The sequence below is a fragment of the Caldibacillus sp. 210928-DFI.2.18 genome, assembly GCF_020554505.1.
GTDB classification, from domain to species: Bacteria; Bacillota; Bacilli; order Bacillales; family Caldibacillaceae; genus Caldifermentibacillus; species Caldifermentibacillus hisashii.
Map to the genome: position 1 here is coordinate 1 of NZ_JAJCHL010000055.1, position 22027 is coordinate 22027.

The window sequence follows — 22027 nt, forward strand, 5'->3', positions numbered from 1 at the left end:
CGAACCTGAATCTCGTCGCCGTTTTAAGGTGAAAAATGCCTGTTTTTGGCGACGAACCTGAATCTCGTCGCCGTTTTAAGGTGAGAAATGCCTGTTTTTGGCGACAAACCTCAATCTCGTCAGTCACATTAATGCGACCCCCCCCTTTCCCAGTTGAGGAATTTCTGTTTCCTGAGCAATTGTAAATAAAATGATCAACTTGTAAAATGACTGCTTCAATTGTCATGTTAGTTTTACCCCCTTTCATCTTCATTTTATAGTAAAATGTTATTGTATGTTTTGAAAGAGAGTGATGGAAATGGATTGGTATAAAAAATGGTTTTCTTTTTACCAAGATGATGAGGATGAATGGCTAGGCCCAACTAACGATGTGGTTCAAAGCAAAGAGCTTAAGACAAAAGTAACATATCAATATCCAAAAAGTTCCACGAATCGGCCTTTAATTGAAAAGGGTGAGGGCAAACATATCATTCATCATCGTGCAAACATGAAAGAAGGTATGTCCGATATTCGTGATCTTTTACAGCGGCGCCACGAAGCTGATATTCGCCGGTATGAAAAGAAAAAGGAAAAGACATCCTCTGCACCGCAATTGGGACCCACCTCAAAACAAAATAATCAAGCATCTGAAGCAATTAGCAATGATGTTCATGAGGTTCGGCAAGAAAAGATTCATAAAAAGCGACCATTTCATCCAACTGAAATTCCTTCACCTATTTACGGGTTTCAAAGGAGAAAAAAACAGGATGACATCATTGAATTTGAACTGACCACTTTTGAGAGAAATGCAGAAAATAAAAAATTGTCTGGTCACGAGTTCCGTGATGACCAAGATGAGATAAGGGAAACTGTTCAAAGCAGAGATCATTCAAATTTATATGAGGATGGTCAAGAAAAAGAACAAATAACAATCAATCAACTTCCCAATAGGAAGGAAAAACCGGATCAGCCGGAATATAGTCAGCAATGGGCTGCCACAAATAGTCAGATAACAGATAAAGAAAATTCCTTATCAATGAAAATAGAGGTACAGACGGAAAATAATGGTGATAAGTCAACCTCATTTCCGGATATGATCCAATCAAAACAATCTGACTTTGACACCGAAACACAAGATCTTTCTTCGTTGTCGCAGGAAGCAATCGGAAAAATGGAAGAAACAACTCCGGAACAAGAAAAAAATCAAGAAATTAACGATGATTTCATGAAAGCGGAGAGGACTGAAGCCCCCCTTTTAACGTCATCAGAAACAGCTGAATCCGGGGAAGATATACAACTGACCGAGTGGAGTATTGAAACAGATAAACCAGAGAAGCACTATTTGCAAGATGACCCAACTGTAAATCAAGATTCCAAGCAACAAGAAGCTCTTGAATTCGAAAAAAATAATCAAGAGCCGGTCATTCGAGAAGATGAATTTGTCAAAGAACCGGATGATGACTTGAATAAGGACTCGGTCCCTGTCCAGGAATTAACCGAGTCAGTGGAGGTTCATCCAACTAATAACAATATGGAAAAGGTAGAGGCAAAAGAAATTCAAAAAGCAAAATCAATGAATGAACATAAGGAAAATGTTGCGAAAGAAAAACAATCTGGTAAACGAAACGATCAAGAACAAGCGACGAAACCGACAACGAAAAAACATCTTCCTTTCAATGTTCTTATGTTGAAAAAAGACCGGGAATTTTTGAAAAAGAAAGCACAACAGCAAGCTTTTCAACAAATGGCTGCTGCCGCTACAGAAACCAATACAGTTGAAGAACAGGACTATCAATTCCCGTCCCGTAATCTTTTAAATAAATTTACTTTTCAACAATCCAATGACGAGTGGATTGAGGATCAAAAAGCGATTCTAAACAATACGTTACGGAGTTTCCATGTCGGTGCGAAAGTCGTTGATGTTTCTGTCGGTCCCACAGTAACTCGTTTTGAATTATCCCCTGATATGGGAGTGAAGGTAAGTAAAATTACCAACTTGACGGATGACTTAAAACTAAGTCTTGCCGCGAAAGAAATTCGAATTGAAGCACCGATTCCGGGTAAACACACAATCGGGATTGAAGTACCGAATAAAATCAGCCGGCCGGTTTATCTGCGAGACATCATCGATCAACCGAGTTTCATTGATGCAAACTCTCCATTAACAGCGGCTCTTGGTCTCGACATTACGGGTAAACCGATTATGACCGATATTAAAAAAATGCCCCATGGTTTAATTGCCGGTGCGACAGGTTCCGGAAAAAGTGTTTGCATTAACACATTTATTATCAGTCTTTTATATAAGGCCAGACCTGAAGAAGTAAAATTATTATTAATCGATCCAAAAATGGTGGAGTTGTCTCCATATAACGGCATTCCACACTTAATTAGTCCCGTCATTACCGATGTGAAAGCAGCAACCCAGGCGTTAAAGTGGGCGGTCGATGAGATGGAAAGACGATATGAATTGTTTGCTCATTCCGGTGTACGTGACATTAGTAAATTTAACGAGAAGTGTGAAATGCAAGAACAAAAATTACCATATATTGTGATTATTATTGATGAATTAGCTGATTTAATGATGATGGCACCGGCTGATGTCGAAGAAGCGATTGCCAGAATTGCCCAAAAGGCTCGTGCATGTGGTATTCATCTGTTGATTGCGACCCAACGGCCTTCTGTTGATGTCATTACCGGTTTGATTAAAGCAAATGTACCGACACGGATTGCTTTTTCCGTATCGAGTCAAATTGATTCCCGTACGATCATTGACATTAGTGGAGCGGAACGTCTGCTTGGAAAAGGCGATATGCTATTTGTGGCAAACGGAACGGCAAAACCGGTCCGCATTCAAGGTGCTTTTATTACAGATGAAGAAATTGAAAAAGTAGTTGACCATGTTCGGACCCAAGGTGAACCGAATTACTTATTTGAACAAGAAGAACTTATTAAAAAATCTGATTTAGCCGAGAATGATGAACTTCTTTATGAGGCTTGTGAATATGCATTAGAACAAGGAAATATCTCTACATCAAGTTTACAAAGACATTTTCGAATCGGCTATAATCGGGCAGCACGAATTATTGAATTGATGGAAGAAAAAGGCATGATTTCGGAGGCAAAGGGTAGTAAACCGCGTGATGTATTAATGACAAATAACGATTTAGACCAGTTGAAGGAGCTTCTATAAAGATGGAATCATGCAAATAAAATTGTTGAAACCGGGTCGACTGATCGAAAAATCCTACCGACCCGATTCAAAAAAAATTTTATAAAACTCGGCTTTTGTTGAAAATTTTAGGTTTGGCGGGCAAGGATATAGATAAGCGATAGTTTTTTTGAAATGAAAATGCTATAATACATAAAGTGCGGTTTAGCGCATTATGTAGTGAACAATTCTAATTGGATTAGGGACAGGAAATTTTTGAAAGGCTGTTTTCGCCAACGGTCGTGAATATTTTACGTTACTTGCGAGCTTGGAAGCCGGCGAAAGTCTTTGCTTGAGCGAAAGGGTCGGTTCATTTTAAAAAATAACGAACTTTTGGAAAATGGCTTTTTGAAATTTGTACGAAACACGAAATAAGTTCTCTCATACATATAATGCATATTATATAGTGACATTGTTGGAGGTTCTAACATGACTATTTACCATTTTGTAGGAATTAAAGGATCCGGGATGAGTGCCCTTGCACAAATCCTTCATAATATGGGTTTCAAAGTCCAAGGATCGGACGTAGAAAAACATTATTTTACGCAAGATTCATTGGAAAAACTAGGAATTCCCATTTATCCTTTTAAAGAAGACAATATAAAACCGGGAATGACAATTATCGCGGGAAATGCATTTCCTGATTCCCACGAAGAGATTCAAAAAGCGTTGGCATTAGGACTGCCGGTCATACGTTATCATCGCTTTTTAGGAGATTTTATTCAAAATTATACAAGTATCGCAGTTACCGGTGCTCATGGGAAAACATCGACAACCGGGCTTCTTTCGCATGTCATGGAATTGGCAAAACCAACATCTTATTTAATTGGTGATGGAACAGGGAAAGGGGTTAAGGACGCCACTTATTTTGTTTTTGAAGCATGTGAATATCGTCGCCATTTTCTTTCATACTTTCCCGATTACTGTATTATGACAAATATAGATTTTGACCATCCCGATTATTACGCCAATGTAGAGGATGTTTTTTCTGCTTTCCAAGAAATCGCATTGCAGGTGAAAAAAGGAATTATTGCTTGCGGTGATGATGAGCATCTGCAAAAAATTCAAGCGAAAGTTCCGGTACTTTTTTATGGCTTCGGTGATGAAAATGATTTTCAGGCACGAAATATTGAAACGACACAGGAAGGAACAACTTTTGATGTCTTTGTTCGTAACAATTTCTATTCTTCCTTCTTCATTCCGTTATTTGGCGATCATAATGTATTGAATGCATTAAGTGTTATTACGATTTGTCATTATGAGGATATTGATGTTTCGATTATTCGTGAAGGGTTAAAAACATTTCATGGCGTAAAGAGGAGATTTACTGAAAAAAGAATTGGTTCGCAAATATTAATTGATGACTATGCCCATCATCCGACCGAAATCCGGGCAACACTAAATTCGGCAAGACAAAAATATCCGGATAGAAAATTGGTTGCCGTCTTCCAACCGCATACTTTTACAAGAACACAAACCTTTCTAAATGATTTTGCCAATAGTTTAAGTGCAGCTGATGAAGTGTTCCTTTGTGAAATTTTTGGATCGGCTCGGGAAAATCACGGAAATTTATCTATCCAAGATCTACAAGCCAAGGTTGATGGAGCACAAATTTTAGCAGAAGAAGATGTTGCCAAATTAGCTGATTTTGAAAACAGTGTTGTCTTGTTCATGGGTGCCGGGGATGTTCATAAATATCAAGAAGCCTATGAACGCTATTTGAAAAAAGAACATAAAACCGTATAAGGTGATAGAAAATTGGAAAGCTGTCTGACGGAGTTTTGCGATTCACTAACCGGAAGTTTGACCGGATTATTGGCTCGTTAAGGACCTGTTGGATGGCTTTTTTTGTATACGGGAGAGCTTTTCGGTACTTTTTCAGATACCTGTACGAAATATTTAATAAAGAATTAGTATATAGGCTCGATTCTTCTTTGTAAAAATGTTTTAATTGTAATAGAATAGAATGTAAAGATTGGTAAGAGAGGAAATAGAAGGGAGTTTTTCATAATGGAAGCGATTTTGTACATAAGTGTGGCTGTAGTGGCCGTTGCTTTTGTTGTATTGGTCATTTATATTATACAAACATTAAAATCATTAACACAAACGTTAAACCATATTTCACATACTGTAGAAAGTTTGGAAGGGCAATTGCAAGGGGTAACAAAGGAAACAGAAAATTTACTCAAAAAAACAAATGATTTGGCGGCTGATATCCAACAAAAGTCAAAAAAACTAGATTCTGTTGTCATAGCGGTAGAAGAAGTCGGACACACCCTTCAGGCATTTAATCATTCAGTGAATAGTATTTCAAACACAGTCATTCAAAAAGTGGCAGATAATCAGGATAAAATTTCACAAGTTATCAGCTGGGGGAAACTTGCCGGCGAACTGAAGGACAAATGGATTGAAATTAAGGAACGCAGAAAACATAATAAGGAAGCAAATATTGTCATCGATAATCGAACAGAGTAGGAGGATGATGAAAATGGAAGAAAACAAAAAAGCGGAAACAAGGGAGACAAAGGATTTCTTAACAGGTGTGATTATCGGGAGTGTAATTGGTTCGCTCGCAGCTCTATTATTTGCACCAAAATCCGGAAAAGATTTACGTAGCGAAATTCAATCAAAGGCCAATTTTGCTTTAGATAAAAGTGATCAAGTCAAGAATATTGTGATTCAAAAAGGCAATGATGTCCGGGAATTTGCCAATGATGCCAAAGAAAAATTAACGAAAGCTGTTCAAGAGCAAACAAACTTCTTAGTCGACGCCGTACAATCAATGACAAAAAAATCCGGTGATGAAGCCATAGAAGTATTAGAAGATGCCAAGCAAACAATTGAGGAATTATCAAATGAAATTGATGAGAAATTGGCAGCTTTAAAAAATAAGGGGGATAAATAATTTGCCTCTCAAACAAATATACGAAGAAAGTGAATTTAAATCGATTCTGGAAAAAGAAAGTTCATTCTTATTATTCAAACATAGTTTAACTTGTCCAATTAGCCGAGGTGCATTTGACCAATTTACTGCTTATTTGGAAGAACATAATGAAATCAACGGATATTATTTAACGGTCCAAGAAAGTAGACCATTGTCCAATTATATCGCAGACCATTTTGCAATTAAACATGAATCCCCGCAAATCTTTTATATTAAGAGCGGAGAGGTACAGTGGCACAATTCTCACGGCGAGATAACGAAAGAAGCGATAGAAAAAGTTACCTTATAAGATCATACAATGAACAAGAGAAGAGGGATTGTCCTAAGGAAAGTTCTGATGGGGACAGTCCTTTTCTTAAAATAAGCCTTCCCCTCATATAGGTGGTGCCACTTAATAAGACAGCTTCGTTGGTACAAAAGCATGTATGACCGCCAAATAACGAAGACCCGGCAACAATCTTTATCAAGGCAGGTGATTTTTTTGCAAAAGTGGAACCATTTCCCTATCCCATTCGCTATTATGGATGATCATGACAAACTCGTTTCATACAACCAAGCATTTGAATCATTGTTAACAGGATTAGGAAAGGATAAAAACATAACCGATTATTTACAAGTGGTCCCGAATCAATCAGACCCTAATTTATTAATGGCAAAAATCACCGGGAAAGATTATTTAGTTATTAAAAAACAAATCAAGCAAAATGAAAATCTATTAGTCGGAATTGAAACAAGCGGTGTCACCGATTTGCTCGAGGCATTGAATGATTTGAAACGACATAAGTATGAATTGGAAGCTGTTTTTGAACATTCCTATGACGGTATTTATTTGACAAATCGGGAAGGAGTGACGATTCGGACAAATGCTGCAATTGAACGAATTACCGGGATCCCGAAACATTATTATCTTGGGAAAAATGTAAAGGATTTAGTAAGACGGGGGATTTTAAAAAATTCCGTAACAGAAGAAGCATTGAAGAAAAAGAAAACGGTGTCATTTGTCCAAAAAAATTATATTGGAAATATTACGCTTTTAACAGGAACTCCGGTACTTGACAGTCAAGGAAATATTGATATGATTGTTACCAATATTAGAGACCTCACTGATTTGAATCGAATCCAAGCGGAACAAATTGATTATCTTAAAGACCATGAATTCCAGACGGAGGCCCCGCAACCAAAAAATGAATATGAGGAAAAATACGGGATTGTTGTTCAAAGTGAGCAAATGTTAGCCATTTTTGAAACAGCGAAACGAATTGCTAATTTTGATGCAACCATCTTAATTTTAGGGGAAACCGGTGTCGGAAAGGATGTTTTAACAAATTTTATCTATGAAAATAGTGACCGAGTGAAAACCGGAAAACTGATTAAAGTAAATTGTGGTGCCATCCCGCCGGAATTACTTGAATCCGAATTATTTGGTTACGAGGCCGGTGCTTTTACTGGGGCGAATCGGAATGGCAAACCAGGTATGTTTGAATTAGCGAATGGCGGTACATTGTTCCTTGATGAAGTGGCTGAATTACCGTTAAATTTACAAGTAAAACTTTTACGTGTTCTGCAGGAAGGGGAAATCCAACGTGTAGGGGGAACGAAGCCGAAGAAGGTTGATGTCCATATTATTGCCGCAACCAATCGAAATTTATATGAGATGGTGGTACAGGGTGAATTTCGGGAAGACCTCTATTATCGACTCAATGTGATTCCAATTCATATTCCTCCGTTGCGTGAACGTCGGGAAGATATATTGCCGCTTATCCATTTGTTTTTAAAAACATATAATCAAAAATATCAGTTGTATAAGGAATTTGATTACGAACTGATTGATTTTCTCACGGTGTATGATTGGCCGGGGAATATTCGTGAACTTTCTAATTTGATTGAACGATTAGTGGTTACCGTATATCAAGATAAAATCGGAATTGATCACTTGCCAAAAGAATACCGTTCCTCGGAAATCGTTGGACGACAAACTCAACTTTCATTGAAAGAAGCCGTGGAAGACGTTGAGAGGAGGCTGTTGCGTCAGGCGGCGAAAAAATATCAAAATACATATGAAATTGCACGAGCGCTGCAAACAAGTCAGCCAACCGTCGTCCGCAAGTTGAAGAAATACAACATCAAAGTAAAAAATGAATAGTGTGAAGGATTGAAAAACTGTTCCAACCCATTGTCCGGAGCAGTTTTTTTCAATTTTGACAATTAAATTAAATCATAGGGTGAAACCATGTTCTCAGTCTGTTTACTTTGGCTTTCGTGTCAAAGTCGAGTGTTTTTTAATTCAAAAATGAATTATTCGATACAAAATTAAATCAAATAGAAACATAGGAATATGGTTTAATAATTCATAATTGCATTACATTTTATCCCGTCTTAACGGGCAGTAAGTCCCTCACCTCAAGATTTTTGAGTTACAAAGAAGATTGGTAGGGTATGAACTGCCCGTAAAGGTCCAATTGGTTCAACTAACCATCAGTGATGATAAAAACCCACTGATTTAAGTTTCACTTGATTATGCATATTGTTATCGTTTAAAAGTTGGCACACTACTTGCAATATAAAATTGTGACAGGAATTTGACAAATGAGGAAGTGACGGGAGTGGATTTTCAACTGGATGAAGATATTTTACTCTTGAAAGAAAATGTCAGAGACTTTATCCAAAAAGAGGTTGAAGCGGTTGCCGAGCAAATTGAAGCTGATGATAAAATTCCACAACATATCATTGAGATGTCGAAGGAATTAGGTCTGTTCGGTTTAAGTATTCCGGAAAAATATGGCGGTCTGGGGATCGAGATGGTTGGTAAATGTGCGATCTATGAGGAAATTGGGCAAACTCATAACGGTTACACGACCTTAATTGGCGCCCATACAGGGATTGGCACTGTTGGACTCGTCGAATTTGGAAACGAACAACAAAAAGAAAAATATTTGCCTTCAATGGCAAGTGGTGAAAAAATCGGCGCTTTTGCGCTGACGGAACCGGAAGCCGGATCAAATGCCGCTAATTTGCAAACAATCGCAGTAAAAAAGGGAGATAAATATATTTTAAATGATTATATTACGAATGCAACGGAAGCAGATATTTTTACTGTCATGGCGGTAACAAACCGCAGAAAAGGTGCTCGTGTAATAACCGCATTTATAGTTGAAAAAGGTTTTTCGGGATTCCACATCGGCACGGTTGAACAAAAAATGGGATTACGCGGGTCTCATTCCGCAGAAATTATTTTAGAAGATTGTGAAGTTCCGGTAGAAAACATGCTTGGCGAAGAAGGGGCAGGGTATATAAATGCATTAAAAATCTTGACGAATGGTCGTGCCGGTCTGGCTGCCAGAAATCTGGGAAGTTGTCAAAAATTATTGGATATGGCCACAACGTATGCCTTAGAACGGAAACAGTTCGGGGTACCAATCATCGAACATCAAGCAGTCGCCCATATGCTTGCTGAAATGGCAGTCGAAATAGAAGCTTTGCGATCTTTTACATACCGTGTAGCTTGGATGGTGGATGAGGGAAAAAATGTCATTAAAGAAGCGGTAATGTTAAAACTATACGGTTCGGAAACTTACAACCGTGTTACCGATAAAGCGTTGCAGATTCATGGCGGATTAGGATATATTGCCGGATATCCGATTGAACGATTTTACCGAGATGCCCGGATTACAAGAATTTATGAAGGTACATCTGAAATACAGAAAAATATTATTGCAAAACAGTTAATGAAAGAGTACAGCTGAAAAAGGAGGGCGTAAATGGGGAACGAAGAAGTTGTTATTGTAAGCGCTGTCAGGACGCCGATTGGTACTTTTGGTGGCTCTCTCAAAAATATCAGCTCCGGACATCTGGCCGCACTCGTCATTGAGGAAGCAATCAATCGAGCAAGTATCCAACCGGATCAAATAGATGAAGTCATTATGGGAGAAGTCCGTCAAACAACCGAATCATCAAATGTTGCCAGGGTAGCAGCACTTAGGGCTGGGCTTCCCGAGACGACTCCTGCATTTACAGTTAATCGTCTTTGTGCTTCGGGAATGCAGGCTGTTGCATCCGGCGTCCAAGAAATTCTTCGCGGGGATGCGGAAATTGTCGTTGCCGGTGGAACAGAAAGTATGAGCCGTTCGCCGATTTATCTCCGTGGCGCCCGATTTGGCGATGAAACACCTTATTTAGTAGATTCCAATACAGAAGCGGGCCAGCAACCAACAGAGATTTATGGTGCTAACCTTGGCATGGGGATGACCGCTGAAAATGTGGCGGAAACATACAAGATTTCCAGAGAAGACCAAGATATTTTTGCCCTTGAGAGCCAGAAGCGGGCAAAAGCGGCAATTATGAAAGGGCGCTTCCAAGAAGAAATAATTCCTGTACAAGTGAACCGGAAAAAAGAGTCCTTTCAGTTCACTCAAGATGAACATCCAAGATTCACGACAACCTTGGATAAGTTGGCAACATTAAAACCGGCTTTTAAACCAAACGGGACTGTGACAGCGGGAAACGCATGCGGTAGGAATGACGGTGCAGCGGCGCTTGTCATGATGAAGCGGCAAAAAGCTCAAGAATTAGGGTTAAAACCGTTAGCCAAAATTGTCGATTGGGCTGTTTCCGGTGTGTCTCCTGAAATTATGGGAATTGGACCGGTTCCCGCAGTGAAAAGGTTGTTAGCTAAACAAAACAAATCCATTCAAGATATTGATCTTTTTGAACTGAATGAAGCTTTTGCCTCACAAGCATTGGCATGTATTCGTGAACTATCTCTTGATTATGAAAAGGTAAATGTAAACGGTGGTGCGATTGCCTTGGGACATCCGGTCGGGGCAACCGGTGCCAGAATCCTAACGACCCTTCTCTATGAGATGATAAAACGGCAACAACAATTTGGTATCGCCACATTGTGTGTTGGCGGGGGGCAAGGCATGGCGATGATGATTGAGTTGCTTTAGAGTCCATAAATAATCGGCACTGAAAAGCTTATCGGCAGACTATGCTAAAGACTTACCGAAACAGCCGCCGGAAAATAGAAAAACAAGTTTTCAAGAGCAGCCTGTAAAAGTATAAAGCGATCGTTTTTACAGACGCCATAAATTTTAATAAAGGAGAGATTTTTTATGCATTTACGTCTTACGGAAGAACAAAAAATGGTTCAAGAAACGATTCGTAAATTTGTCGAAAAAGAACTAATCCCATTGGAAAATGATGTGCTAAGAAATGAGCGGGAAGGAAGACCAAGCTTGCCGCAAGAAAAAGTAAAAGAACTTCAACTTAAAGCGAAAAATGCAGGATTTTGGGGAATTAATACACCTAGTGAATATGGCGGGGCTGACCTCGGCCAAATGATGCAGGCAATCGTTACCATGGAGATTTCAAAAACGTTTGTTCCATTCAGTTTCGGCGGTTCAGCTGATAATATTCTTTACTATTGTAACGAGGAACAAAAAAAGAAATATTTAATCCCGACAATTAACGGAGAGAAAAAATCTTGTTTTGCCATGACAGAACCGGGTGCCGGCAGTGACACAAGAAATATAAAAATGACTGCGGTAAAAGACGGGGACGAATGGGTTTTAAACGGGGAAAAAACATTTATTACCGGTGGGAACGAAGCCGATTTTGTTATGGTCATTGCCATTACCGATAAAGAAAGGCATGCAAAAACAGGAAGAGAAGGGGTTACCTGTTTTATCGTCGACCGTGATATGGGCTGGCGCTCGGAATATATTCACACAATGGGCGAATGGGGACCGGCCAGTTTAATTTTTGAAAATGTCCGCGTACCGGAAGAAAATATTTTGGGAGAATTGCATGGTGGCTATAAACTTGGTTTGGAATGGATCGGTTTTGCCAGATGGATTGTCGGTGCCCGGGCAGTCGGTGCGGCAGAACGATTATTACAAATGGCAATTGATTATGCAAAAGAACGGGTCACTTTCGGAAAGCCGATTGCCGAACGTCAAGCCATTCAATGGATGATTGCCGATTCCGCCGTCGAAATTGAAGCGGCCAGATGGTTGGTGTTAAACGCTGCTTTTACCCTTGATCAAGGAGAAGATAACCGCCATTTAGCTTCAATGGCAAAATTATACGGGTCAAATATGGGAAATCGGGTAGTTGACCGAGTTTTACAAATTCATGGCGGTATGGGCTATACGAAGGAGTTGCCGATTGAACGTTGGTACCGGGAAGCAAGATTATGGCGCATTTACGACGGTACGGATGAAATCCAGCGTATGATTATTTCTCGGAATCTATTAAAAGGTCATGTTCATATCGGGGATTTTATTTGAGACAATGATTAGTCGGTAAAAATAGCAGGAAAACAAAAAATTCAATTGGAGGTCGAAAATATGAGTAAACGTTTTGAAGGAAGAGTGGCATTTGTTACAGGAGGCAGCCGCGGCATCGGAAAAGGGATAGCAAAACTTTTCTTGGAGGAAGGTGCTAAAGTAGCCATTATTGATATAAATCAGGAAGCATTGAATGAAACAGCCAGTGAATTTGCTCAATCGGGATTCGATGTTTATACAAAGGCAGCTAATGTTGTCAACGCCAATGAAGTAGAAACTGCCATGCAAGAAGTTGTCGAAAAGTACGGGTCTCTCGATATTCTTGTTAATAATGCCGGGATTATCCGTGACAATTTACTATTTAAAATGACGGACGACGATTGGCAACAAGTGATGGATGTTCATTTGAAAGGGTCATTCAATGCGGCACGGGCGGCACAAAAATATATGGTAGAAAGAAAGTATGGGAGAATCATAAATATATCATCCACATCTGCTCTCGGTAACCGCGGTCAAGCCAACTATGCCACGGCAAAAGCAGGTTTACAAGGGTTTACAAAAACATTGGCCATTGAGCTGGGAAAATATGGGATTACAACTAATGCAGTTGCGCCGGGATTTATTCAAACAGAAATGACAAAAGCTACTGCCGAACGAATCGGGGTACCGTTTGATGAGTTTGTGAAAGCAGCAGCCGCAGAAATTCCGGTCCAAAGAGGCGGGAAACCGGAAGATATTGCCAATGCTGTCGCGTTTTTTGCCGATGAAAAATCATCTTTCGTAAACGGGCAAGTCCTGTATGTTGCCGGCGGACCAAGAGCTTAAGGAGGGAAAAGAATGTCAAAAGAATGGATTGGCAAGACATCAAACAAAGTAAAAAATACCGTTGACCGATTACTCGTGAAACGGTTTGCTGAATCAATTGGCGATTTGCATCCAATTTTTGTCGATGAAACATACAGGGAAAAGTCAAAGTATGGTGTGAATATTGCACCGCCCACATTTCCGAGGGTATTCGACTATGGCGTATTGGAAGGAGTCGAACTTCCGGTGAAAGGGTTAATTCATGGCGAAGAAACGTATCAATATGAACGTCCGCTCCTTGTCGGTGAAGAGGTATATTGTTATACAATTATTCAGGACTATTATGAAAAAAAAGGAAAAAGTGGCGACATGGGTTTTGTGGTCATCAAACGAGTGGGTGAAGATGCAAAAGGTAATATCATTTTTACTGAAATTCAAAATGTTATTATTACAGAAGCCGTACGAAAGGGGATAAATGTGTGAAAACAATGACAGAATTTAAACCCGGAGAAACCTTGAAAGTGACATTAGCCCCGGTATCAAGACTGGATTTAATTAAATATGCCGGAGCTTCCGGTGACTTCAACCCGATTCATACGATTGATGAGGAAGCAAAAAAAGCAGGGTTACCGGGTATCATTGCACATGGTATGTGGACGATGGGAAACTTAGGCAAACTATTCACACCTTTTTTAGAAAAAGGTTTTATCAAGGAATATAAAGTTCGCTTTGCAGGAATGGTTTTTCTTGATGATGTATTGACATTAAAAGCGGAGTTAGCAGAAACGAGCGGAAATGATCTGTTTTTCAATGTTAAAGCTGTTAAAGAAAATGGCCAAGAGGTTGTCAAGGGAAGCGTTCATTTTAGGCTATATGATGCAGTATGATTTCTGTTGAAACGATCGGCAAATAGGCAAGCTTAAAAATTGTCGTTTGATTTTCGTATGAAGAGCCGGATAAAAGGTTCCAACGTCCGGCTTTCTTCCAAATACGATTGAAATGAAAGCGGAGGTGAGTCAGGTGGATTTTATGTATTCCGAGAGAGTACAAGAATTTCAGAAAAGATTAACAGAATTTATGGATGAATTTATTTATCCAAATGAAAAAGTTTATGAAGAGCAATTAAATGAATATGACCGTTTTGCGACTGTTCCACCGATAATGGAGGAATTGAAGCAAAAAGCGAAAGAACGAGAATTATGGAATTTATTTTTACCGGATAGTAAGTATGGAGCCGGATTATCAAATCTTGAATATGCTCCACTCTGTGAAATTATGGGAAGGTCGCCAATTGCACCGGAAGTATTCAATTGCTCGGCACCGGATACCGGTAATATGGAAGTGCTTGTCCGATACGGAACAGAAGCACAGCAGGAACAATGGCTAAAACCACTTTTAAATGGGGAAATCCGTTCTTGTTTTTCCATGACCGAACCGGATGTTGCTTCATCCGATGCGACAAATATCCAAGCAAGTATTGTACGCAATGGGGACCATTATGTTATTAACGGAACGAAATGGTGGTCATCCGGTGCAGGTGACCCAAGGTGCAAAATCGCCATCGTTATGGGGAAAAGTGACCCAACTGCGCCGAAACATAAACAGCAGTCGATGATTCTCGTCCCGCTGGATACACCCGGAGTTACCGTCAAGCGAGTGTTAACTGTTTTTGGCTATGACCACGCCCCACATGGTCATGCGGAAATTGAATTTAAAAACGTTCGCGTTCCCGCAACGAATATATTATTAGGTGAAGGAAGAGGATTTGAAATTGCTCAAGGACGGCTTGGACCGGGGAGAATTCATCATTGTATGCGGACGATCGGTGCCGCGGAAAGAGCGTTGGAACTCATGGTCAAACGTGTCAGGGAACGGGAAACATTTGGAAAAAAATTGGCGGACCAAGGCGTGATACAAGAATGGATTGCCAACGCAAGAATGGAAATTGAGCAAGCAAGATTGTTGACTTTAAAAGCAGCATACATGATGGATACGGTTGGCAATAAAGCAGCTAAAGCAGAAATTGCCATGATTAAAGTAGTTGCCCCAAATATGGCATTAAAAGTGATCGACCGAGCCATTCAAGCTTTCGGAGCAGCCGGTGTCAGCCAGGATACACCACTTGCTGCAATGTATGCCAATATCCGGACACTCAGACTTGCTGACGGACCGGATGAAGTCCATCGCCGTACCATTGCCAGAGAAGAGTTGAAAAAATACAGTTGATTAGGAGCGATTGAAAGGATAGATGGATATCAGAGTTTATAAAAAAAGAATAAATGCGGCTACAAATAACTGAATATTTATAAAAATTGTACAAAAAGGGGGAGGTTGCACTGGAAATTTTTATTCAACAGTTGTTTAACGGTTTAACAATCGGAAGTATTTACAGTCTTGTAGCACTTGGCTTAACTTTAGTATACGGGATTTTACACATTCCAAATTTTGCCCATGGTGCCTTATATATGATGGGTGGCTACATTACACTTTCTGCGATGACCTATTTAGGTATTCATTATGTTTTGGCAATTTTTATTTCCCTTTTGGTTGTGGGGATACTCAGTGTGTTAATGGATCGTCTTGTTTTTCACCCGTTAAGGGAATCACCCCCAATTCAGCACAAAGTTGCGGCAATCGGAATGCTGTTATTTCTTGAAGCTTTCGCACAAATGTTATGGGGAGCAGACTATCGGCAAATGTCCACTCCCTTTGATAATGTCATAAATGTATTTGGTCTCACAGTCACTTTACAACGGCTAATCATTGTTATCACAGCGGTAACGGTGATGATCTTATTAACCATCTTTTTAAGAAAAACATTTATCGGTGCAAGTATTATTGCAATGGCTCAAAATCGCGAGGGGGCATCACTAGTGGGCATTAATACCAATCGGGTAACTATGTTGACATTTTTCATTGCCGGCGCTCTTGCTGCTATTGGCTCATCATTGACAGCACCGATTAACCTTGTTTTTCCTTCAATGGGTCACCTCGTTATTTTAAAAGCATTCGTCATTATCATTATTGGCGGGATGGGAAGTGTTCCCGGGGCGATTCTCGGCGGGTATATTCTCGGATTTACCGAGAGTATCGGTGCAACGTATATATCAAATGATTATAAAGATTTAATAGCGTTTATCTTACTTGTTATTATTTTGACCGTAAAACCTCAAGGAATTTTTTCAAGGGGGGAGCAAAGTTGAGCATGCTGATGAATAAACGAGTTATCATTATCTTCTTTATTTTACTGGCTTTACTCTTCCCGATCATTATGCCTAACAGTTATTACTTATATATTATGGCTTTATCGTTTATTTGGATTATCGCCGTATATGGGCTCAACATTGTCGCCGGGTATACAGGTTATTTATCCCTTGCCCATGCCGGATTTTTCGCTATCGGTGCCTATGCTTTTGGCTTGCTGACAACAAAGACGGAGATTGGCTTCTGGCCGGCATTTATCCTTGCTCCCATTATCACTACGGCGATAGGTACATTGATCGGTTTAGTATCTTTACGGACAAAGGAACATTTCTTTGCGATCTATACTTTATGTGTCGGCTATATTATTTACTTAGTTATTGATAAATGGGAAAGTTTGACAGGAGGAGTGCGTGGACTAATTGGCATACCTGCCCTTCCCGATCTTGGTCCCATTTCTTTATCAACACCGACAAGTCAATATTATTTTGTCTTGTTCATTATGTTTGGGATGGTCTTTATCGCTTATCGACTCGTGCATTCACTCGTTGGCCGGACATTAATTGCAATTCGTAACAGTGAGACATTAGCTTTATCATTAGGGATTTCAACGACAAAGAATAAGTTGCTTTCCTTTATGTTGTCTACATTTTATGCGGGGGTGGCCGGGACTTTATATGCAAGTTTTATTCGCTTCCTCGGTCCGGAAATAAGCTCGACAACAATTATGTTTGATTTATTGACTTATCTGATTGTCGGGGGAATTGGAACTTTGTCAGGACCGATTATCGGAACATTATTGATTGTTTGGACGTCGCAAACATTGCAATTTTTACAAGACTACCGAATGCTTATTTTTGGTCCGTTATTAACGTTGATTATCATCTATTCACCAAGAGGAATCGTCGGTTTTATTTCAGGCTTGTTTAGGAACAGGAAGGCAGGAAAGAAAGTCGCGGCAGTTCAAGTGGAAAAACAAGTGTAAGGGGGAGTGAAATGTTTTTAGAAACAAGAAATTTGACGAAAAGTTTTGGTGGACTAACCGCTGTGAAAGAGGTAGATTTTTCTGTTGAAAAGGGAAAAATTAATGCGATTATCGGTCCGAACGGTGCCGGAAAGTCAACATTTTTCAATTTAATTAGCGGTGTCCATAAGCCGACTTCAGGGCAGATTAAGTTTAGAGGAGAAGATATTACGAAATTGCCGGCTAATAAAATTGCAAAACTGGGGATGGCTCGGACATTCCAAACGACAAGCCTTTTTGAAAACGCTACCATAATAGAAAATGTCATGGTCGGACATCGATTAAGAACAAAATCAAATTTATTTGATGCGGTTTTCAATACAAAAAGACTGCGAAATGAGGAGCGGGAAAGTTACAATAGGGCTTTAGAAGTTTTGGAATTTGTCGGTTTGCTCGATGTTAAAGGTCAATTAGCGGCAAATATTTCACAGGAAGAAAAGAAACGGACAGCCATTGCACTGGCACTTGCAACTGAACCGGAAATTGTTTTTCTCGATGAACCGACTGCAGGTATTAATCCGGAAGAAACTGCAGCATTAGCACAGTTGATTAAAAAGATGGGAGAAAGTGGCATAACGGTTTGTCTCATTGAACATAAAATGCAAATGGTTATGAGCTTGGCTGAAAAAATCATGGTTTTAAATTATGGAGAAAAAATTGCGGAAGGCACACCCGAAGAAATTCAAAAGAATGAACAAGTCATTAAAGCGTATTTAGGGGGAAGTGTCCATGCTTAAATTAAATAATGTTACCGTTAAATATGGGAATTATGCTGCTATTCACAATATAGATATTGTGGTTGAAAAAGGTGAAATTGTTGTTTTATTAGGGGCAAATGGTGCAGGGAAAACGACGACATTCCGGGCCATTAGCGGACTAAACGGTTTAGCCTCTGGAGAGATTGTTTTTGAGGGAACATCCATTGGCGGAAAGTTGCCAAGTAAAATTGTTGAACTCGGAATTGTCCAATGTGCCGAAGATCGGAAACTATTTCCGTTTATGTCGGTGGAAGATAATCTGCTAATGGGCGGTTTTGTTCACCGAAAGCAAAAGCAAGAATTAAAACGAAGAATGAGAGACATATATGAACTGTTCCCAATTTTACATGACAAAAGAAATCATCATGCCGGTTCACTTAGCGGAGGACAACAGCAAATGTTGGCTATCGGGCGGGCACTGATGTCCAAGCCAAAATTGATGTTGCTTGATGAACCATCCATTGGGCTTGCACCGCTCATTGTTGAACAAATGTTTGAAAGTATTAAAGAGATTAATAGAGAAGGTACGACAATTTTACTTGCGGAACAAAATGCAAATGCAGCACTTAGTATTGCGAACAGAGGTTATGTTTACGAAAACGGAAAAATTGTTGTTGAAGGAAGTGCAGAAGAATTATTTGCTAACGAAGAAGTTAGAAAAGCCTATATTGGGGCATGAATTTACAGGAGGGTCAATATGAAAAAGAAAATTTATTTGCTATTTACATTGATTATAGGAGTTTTTATGCTGCTATCTGCCTGTTCTCAAAACCAGACAGGAGGAAAAAGTGGTGGAAATAGTGGTAAGGGCAATGAGGGGGAAACAATTGTCAATATCGGTTTTTCCGGACCTTTGAGCGGACCTGCCGCAAGCTACGGAGAAAAGGCTTTAAATGGATTAACGATGGCTGTTGAGGAAATTAATGAAACCGGATTTGAGGTAGATGGAAAGAAATATAAGTTGAATCTTGTTTCATTGGATGACAAATATTTACCGAATGAAACTGCATCGAATGCTCAAAGACTTGTTCAAGAACATAAAACACCAATTGTTTTTACACCTCATAGTGGTGGGATAATGGCTTTGCAAGTGTTTAATGAAAAGGATAATTTTATTATTGGCGCTTATTCAAGTGAACCAACGATTACGGAAAACGGCAATAAGTTGACGGTTAGAATTCCGCCCAATTATGAAGGATATATTCAACCATTTACTAAATATTCAATGGAACGGTTTGGAAAGAAACTGGCTGCGATTCCACCTGTAACACAATATGGTCAAGACTGGGCAAAAATTTTATTACCACACTGGAAAGAAAGTGGAGGAGACGTTGTCTATGAGTCTTCCGTTGATTTTTCAAAAGACACGGATTTCTTTACTATTTTGACAAATGCCTTGGAAAAAGATCCGGATGTACTCTTTATTGGCGGACCATCTGAACCGACAGGAAAACTGGCGAAACAAGCTCGTGAACTAGGATTTGAGGGTGGATTTATCGTGATGGACCAAGCAAAATTAGATGAAATGAAGGCAATAACAGGTGGTACGTATGAGCAGTTGGAAGGTGCAATTGGGACCATTCCGCTAGTAAACGCAGGATACCCGGGTACGGATCAATTTGTTGAAAAGTACCGCAAAAAATACAATATTGATCCCGGAGCTGAAGCAGGATTCCACTATATGAGTGTATATATTTTTGTAGAGGCAATGAAAGCAGCTAAAAATGTTGATGACGCAAAAACAATCCGAGCACATATGCAAGACGCCTTGGATGCACTTCCTGATGATAAAAAAGTATATGATGTCCCAAGTATTGATAAAAATGGCGGCTTTAAAATTCCTGTCAGAGTCGCTGCGATTGAAAACGGAGAAATTGTTTATATTGAGGAAAATTAATTCTTATAAACCAGCAGTCTAAAGTTTGATTGTATATTACTTGAAGTTAAGAGTTTACATTATTTTTTAGAATATCCTCTCCTTTGAATGGGAAAAATAATGGAAGATACCTTTCAAAGGAGAGAATATTTAAATGAGCAAACAACTTCCGCAAAATCCGACCTCTTATTGGCAGGATAGTGTGCAGTTTCCTGCGTTCCCTTCCATAAACGAAGATATAGAAGTCGATGTAGCAATTATCGGTGGCGGTATTACCGGAGTTACTTCGGCGTATTTATTAACCCAAGAAGGTTTAAAAGTCGCTCTTGTCGAAGCGGACCGGTTAATGACCGGGACAACCGGAAACACGACAGCAAAACTAACTGTGCAACACGGTTTGTTTTATGATGAACTAATCAGCCATTTTGGTGAAGAAAAGGCCAAGCTTTATTATCAGGCGAATAAAGAAGCGATGGAGTTTGCCAAAAGTTTAATTGAAAAGCATCATATTGAATGTGATTTAAAGATAGAGGATGCCTATGTTTTTACCGAAAATGACGAAACGGCCAGTCAATTGGAAAAAGAAATGAATGCCTATGAAAAATTAGGAATTCCCGGTAAATTAGTTGAAGAAACCACGTTGCCGTTCAAGGTAAAGCAAGCCTTAATCATGCCGGAACAAGCCCAATTTCATCCGTTAAAATATTTGCGTGTACTTGTGGAAGAGTTAAAACAAGCCGGTTGTCTCATTTACGAGCAAACCGTTGCTTCGAAAGTAGAGATGGGTGAAGCTCCAAAAGTATTGTTAAAAGATGGTCATACGGTCACTTGTAAATATGTGTTAAGTTGCTCGCATTTTCCATTCCATGATGAAGGTTTTTATTTTGCCCGAATGTATGCGGAACGGTCCTATGTTGTCGGAGCATTAGTAGAAGATGACTTTCCGGGCGGTATGTATATCAATGCCGAAAAACCGACGAGATCAATCCGCTACACACCATACCAAAATGAGAAACTCATCATTATCAGCGGTGATCATCATAAAACCGGACAAGGAGAATCAACAGATAAACATTATCAAAACTTACAAACCTATGCGGAAAACACGTTTAAAGTGAAGGAATTTGTCTATCGCTGGAGTGCTCAAGATTACTCGACCCTCGATAAAGTTCCGTTCATCGGTTATCTGACGGATTCGAATCGGAACATATTAGTGGCGACCGGATTTCGTAAATGGGGAATGACTCATAGCCATGTCGCAGCACTCCTTTTTCGCGACTTGATTTTAGATAAGGAAAATCCGTATGAGACCTTGTACGTACCTTCAAGATTTGTCACCGATCCTTCTGTAAAACGAGTCATTCAAACAAATGTCGATGTTGCTAAACATTTAGTAAAGGGGAAGTTGAAAAAGCCGACGAAAAAAGTGGACGATTTAAAAAATGAGGAAGGTGCCATCGTTCAAGTTGACGGGAAACGCTGCGGTGCCTATAAAGATGAGAATGGAAAGCTGTATTTGGTCGATTCCACCTGTACACATATGGGTTGCGAAGTCAAGTGGAACAGCGGTGAAAAAACTTGGGACTGCCCTTGCCACGGATCCCGCTTTGCCATCAATGGAGATGTTGTGGAAGGACCGGCAGAACGACCGTTAAAACAAGTTCAAGAAGGGGATTCATAAAGGCATCAGTGGGAGTAAGTACCCCACCAAAACGGGCAGTAGACCTCATCGAAAAGACTTTCGAGTTGACAAAAATGGTGGGTGGGGCGATCAACTACCCGTAAGTGCCCGATTGGTTCAACTAACCATCAGTGGGAAGAACCCCCTGATGGAAGTTTCACTTTATCCCGCACAAACGGTCACTAAATCTTCCTCCTAAGTCTTAAGTGGAATCAAAGATGTAAAGGAGGAAGATAAGTGCCCGTAAGTGCCCGATTGGTTCAAC

Annotated in this window: 20 protein-coding genes; 19 read left to right on the forward strand and 1 reads right to left on the reverse strand. The window is 39.7% G+C overall.

Annotated features, from left to right (window positions below):
• Positions 1–226: hypothetical protein (locus LIZ98_RS11735; protein WP_227139710.1), on the reverse strand; the 226-nt coding region annotated here is incomplete at its 3' end.
• Positions 227–298: 72 nt separating this feature from the next.
• Between LIZ98_RS11735 and LIZ98_RS11740 the strand changes: the two genes are divergently transcribed.
• The 19 genes from LIZ98_RS11740 to LIZ98_RS11830 all read left to right on the forward strand — a co-directional run bounded on the left by LIZ98_RS11740 (position 299) and on the right by LIZ98_RS11830 (position 21762).
• On the forward strand, positions 299–3169 hold the full coding sequence (locus LIZ98_RS11740) for a DNA translocase FtsK (RefSeq protein WP_227139711.1): 2871 nt from the start codon (positions 299–301) through the stop codon (positions 3167–3169).
• Between the two features lie 447 nt (positions 3170–3616).
• Complete coding sequence (gene murC, locus LIZ98_RS11745; protein ID WP_227091753.1) at positions 3617–4933, forward strand: UDP-N-acetylmuramate--L-alanine ligase; 1317 nt, start codon at positions 3617–3619, stop codon at positions 4931–4933.
• 264 nt (positions 4934–5197) lie between these two features.
• A complete protein-coding gene (locus LIZ98_RS11750; protein WP_227091754.1) occupies positions 5198–5662 on the forward strand; it encodes a DUF948 domain-containing protein in 465 nt (154 codons plus the stop codon).
• Between the two features lie 13 nt (positions 5663–5675).
• Positions 5676–6092 (forward strand): YtxH domain-containing protein, encoded by a 417-nt coding sequence (locus LIZ98_RS11755; RefSeq protein ID WP_227091755.1) that lies wholly within the window; start codon positions 5676–5678, stop codon positions 6090–6092.
• Position 6093: 1 nt separating this feature from the next.
• Positions 6094–6420, forward strand: coding sequence for a bacillithiol system redox-active protein YtxJ (ytxJ, locus tag LIZ98_RS11760; RefSeq protein ID WP_227091756.1), 327 nt, complete (start codon positions 6094–6096; stop codon positions 6418–6420).
• A gap of 183 nt (positions 6421–6603) precedes the next feature.
• A complete protein-coding gene (locus LIZ98_RS11765; RefSeq protein WP_041847701.1) occupies positions 6604–8274 on the forward strand; it encodes a sigma-54 interaction domain-containing protein in 1671 nt (556 codons plus the stop codon).
• A gap of 460 nt (positions 8275–8734) precedes the next feature.
• Positions 8735–9874, forward strand: coding sequence for an acyl-CoA dehydrogenase family protein (locus tag LIZ98_RS11770; protein ID WP_227139712.1), 1140 nt, complete (start codon positions 8735–8737; stop codon positions 9872–9874).
• A gap of 15 nt (positions 9875–9889) precedes the next feature.
• Positions 9890–11077 carry a thiolase family protein gene (locus tag LIZ98_RS11775; RefSeq protein WP_034771822.1) on the forward strand — a complete coding sequence of 396 codons (1188 nt, stop codon included), beginning with the start codon at positions 9890–9892 and terminating at the stop codon, positions 11075–11077.
• 165 nt (positions 11078–11242) lie between these two features.
• Positions 11243–12418: an acyl-CoA dehydrogenase family protein gene (locus tag LIZ98_RS11780; RefSeq protein WP_034771820.1), complete on the forward strand. Its 1176-nt coding sequence runs from the start codon at positions 11243–11245 to the stop codon at positions 12416–12418.
• A gap of 60 nt (positions 12419–12478) precedes the next feature.
• Complete coding sequence (gene fabG, locus LIZ98_RS11785; protein WP_227139713.1) at positions 12479–13243, forward strand: 3-oxoacyl-ACP reductase FabG; 765 nt, start codon at positions 12479–12481, stop codon at positions 13241–13243.
• A gap of 12 nt (positions 13244–13255) precedes the next feature.
• A complete protein-coding gene (locus LIZ98_RS11790; protein ID WP_227139714.1) occupies positions 13256–13705 on the forward strand; it encodes a MaoC family dehydratase N-terminal domain-containing protein in 450 nt (149 codons plus the stop codon).
• A 5-nt stretch (positions 13706–13710) separates the two neighbouring features.
• The gene (locus LIZ98_RS11795; RefSeq protein WP_244996607.1) at positions 13711–14109 is read left to right on the forward strand and encodes a MaoC/PaaZ C-terminal domain-containing protein; all 399 of its coding nucleotides are present in this window, start codon (positions 13711–13713) and stop codon (positions 14107–14109) included.
• Between the two features lie 133 nt (positions 14110–14242).
• Positions 14243–15448 carry an acyl-CoA dehydrogenase gene (locus LIZ98_RS11800; RefSeq protein WP_227139715.1) on the forward strand — a complete coding sequence of 402 codons (1206 nt, stop codon included), beginning with the start codon at positions 14243–14245 and terminating at the stop codon, positions 15446–15448.
• 110 nt (positions 15449–15558) lie between these two features.
• Positions 15559–16425 carry a branched-chain amino acid ABC transporter permease gene (locus LIZ98_RS11805; RefSeq protein WP_227139718.1) on the forward strand — a complete coding sequence of 289 codons (867 nt, stop codon included), beginning with the start codon at positions 15559–15561 and terminating at the stop codon, positions 16423–16425.
• Positions 16422–17408, forward strand: a complete 987-nt coding sequence (locus LIZ98_RS11810; protein ID WP_375293580.1) for a branched-chain amino acid ABC transporter permease — start codon at positions 16422–16424, stop codon at positions 17406–17408. Before LIZ98_RS11805 ends, LIZ98_RS11810 begins: the two co-directional genes overlap by 4 nt.
• An 11-nt stretch (positions 17409–17419) precedes the next feature.
• Positions 17420–18184 carry an ABC transporter ATP-binding protein gene (locus tag LIZ98_RS11815; protein ID WP_227139716.1) on the forward strand — a complete coding sequence of 255 codons (765 nt, stop codon included), beginning with the start codon at positions 17420–17422 and terminating at the stop codon, positions 18182–18184.
• Positions 18177–18884 carry an ABC transporter ATP-binding protein gene (locus LIZ98_RS11820; RefSeq protein WP_227139717.1) on the forward strand — a complete coding sequence of 236 codons (708 nt, stop codon included), beginning with the start codon at positions 18177–18179 and terminating at the stop codon, positions 18882–18884. Before LIZ98_RS11815 ends, LIZ98_RS11820 begins: the two co-directional genes overlap by 8 nt.
• Before the next feature lie 18 nt (positions 18885–18902).
• Entirely contained in the window at positions 18903–20102 is a 1200-nt protein-coding gene (locus tag LIZ98_RS11825; RefSeq protein WP_041847673.1) for an ABC transporter substrate-binding protein, read from the forward strand.
• A gap of 133 nt (positions 20103–20235) precedes the next feature.
• The gene (locus LIZ98_RS11830) at positions 20236–21762 is read left to right on the forward strand and encodes an FAD-dependent oxidoreductase (protein ID WP_227091762.1); all 1527 of its coding nucleotides are present in this window, start codon (positions 20236–20238) and stop codon (positions 21760–21762) included.
• The last annotated feature ends 265 nt before the right edge of the window (positions 21763–22027 follow it).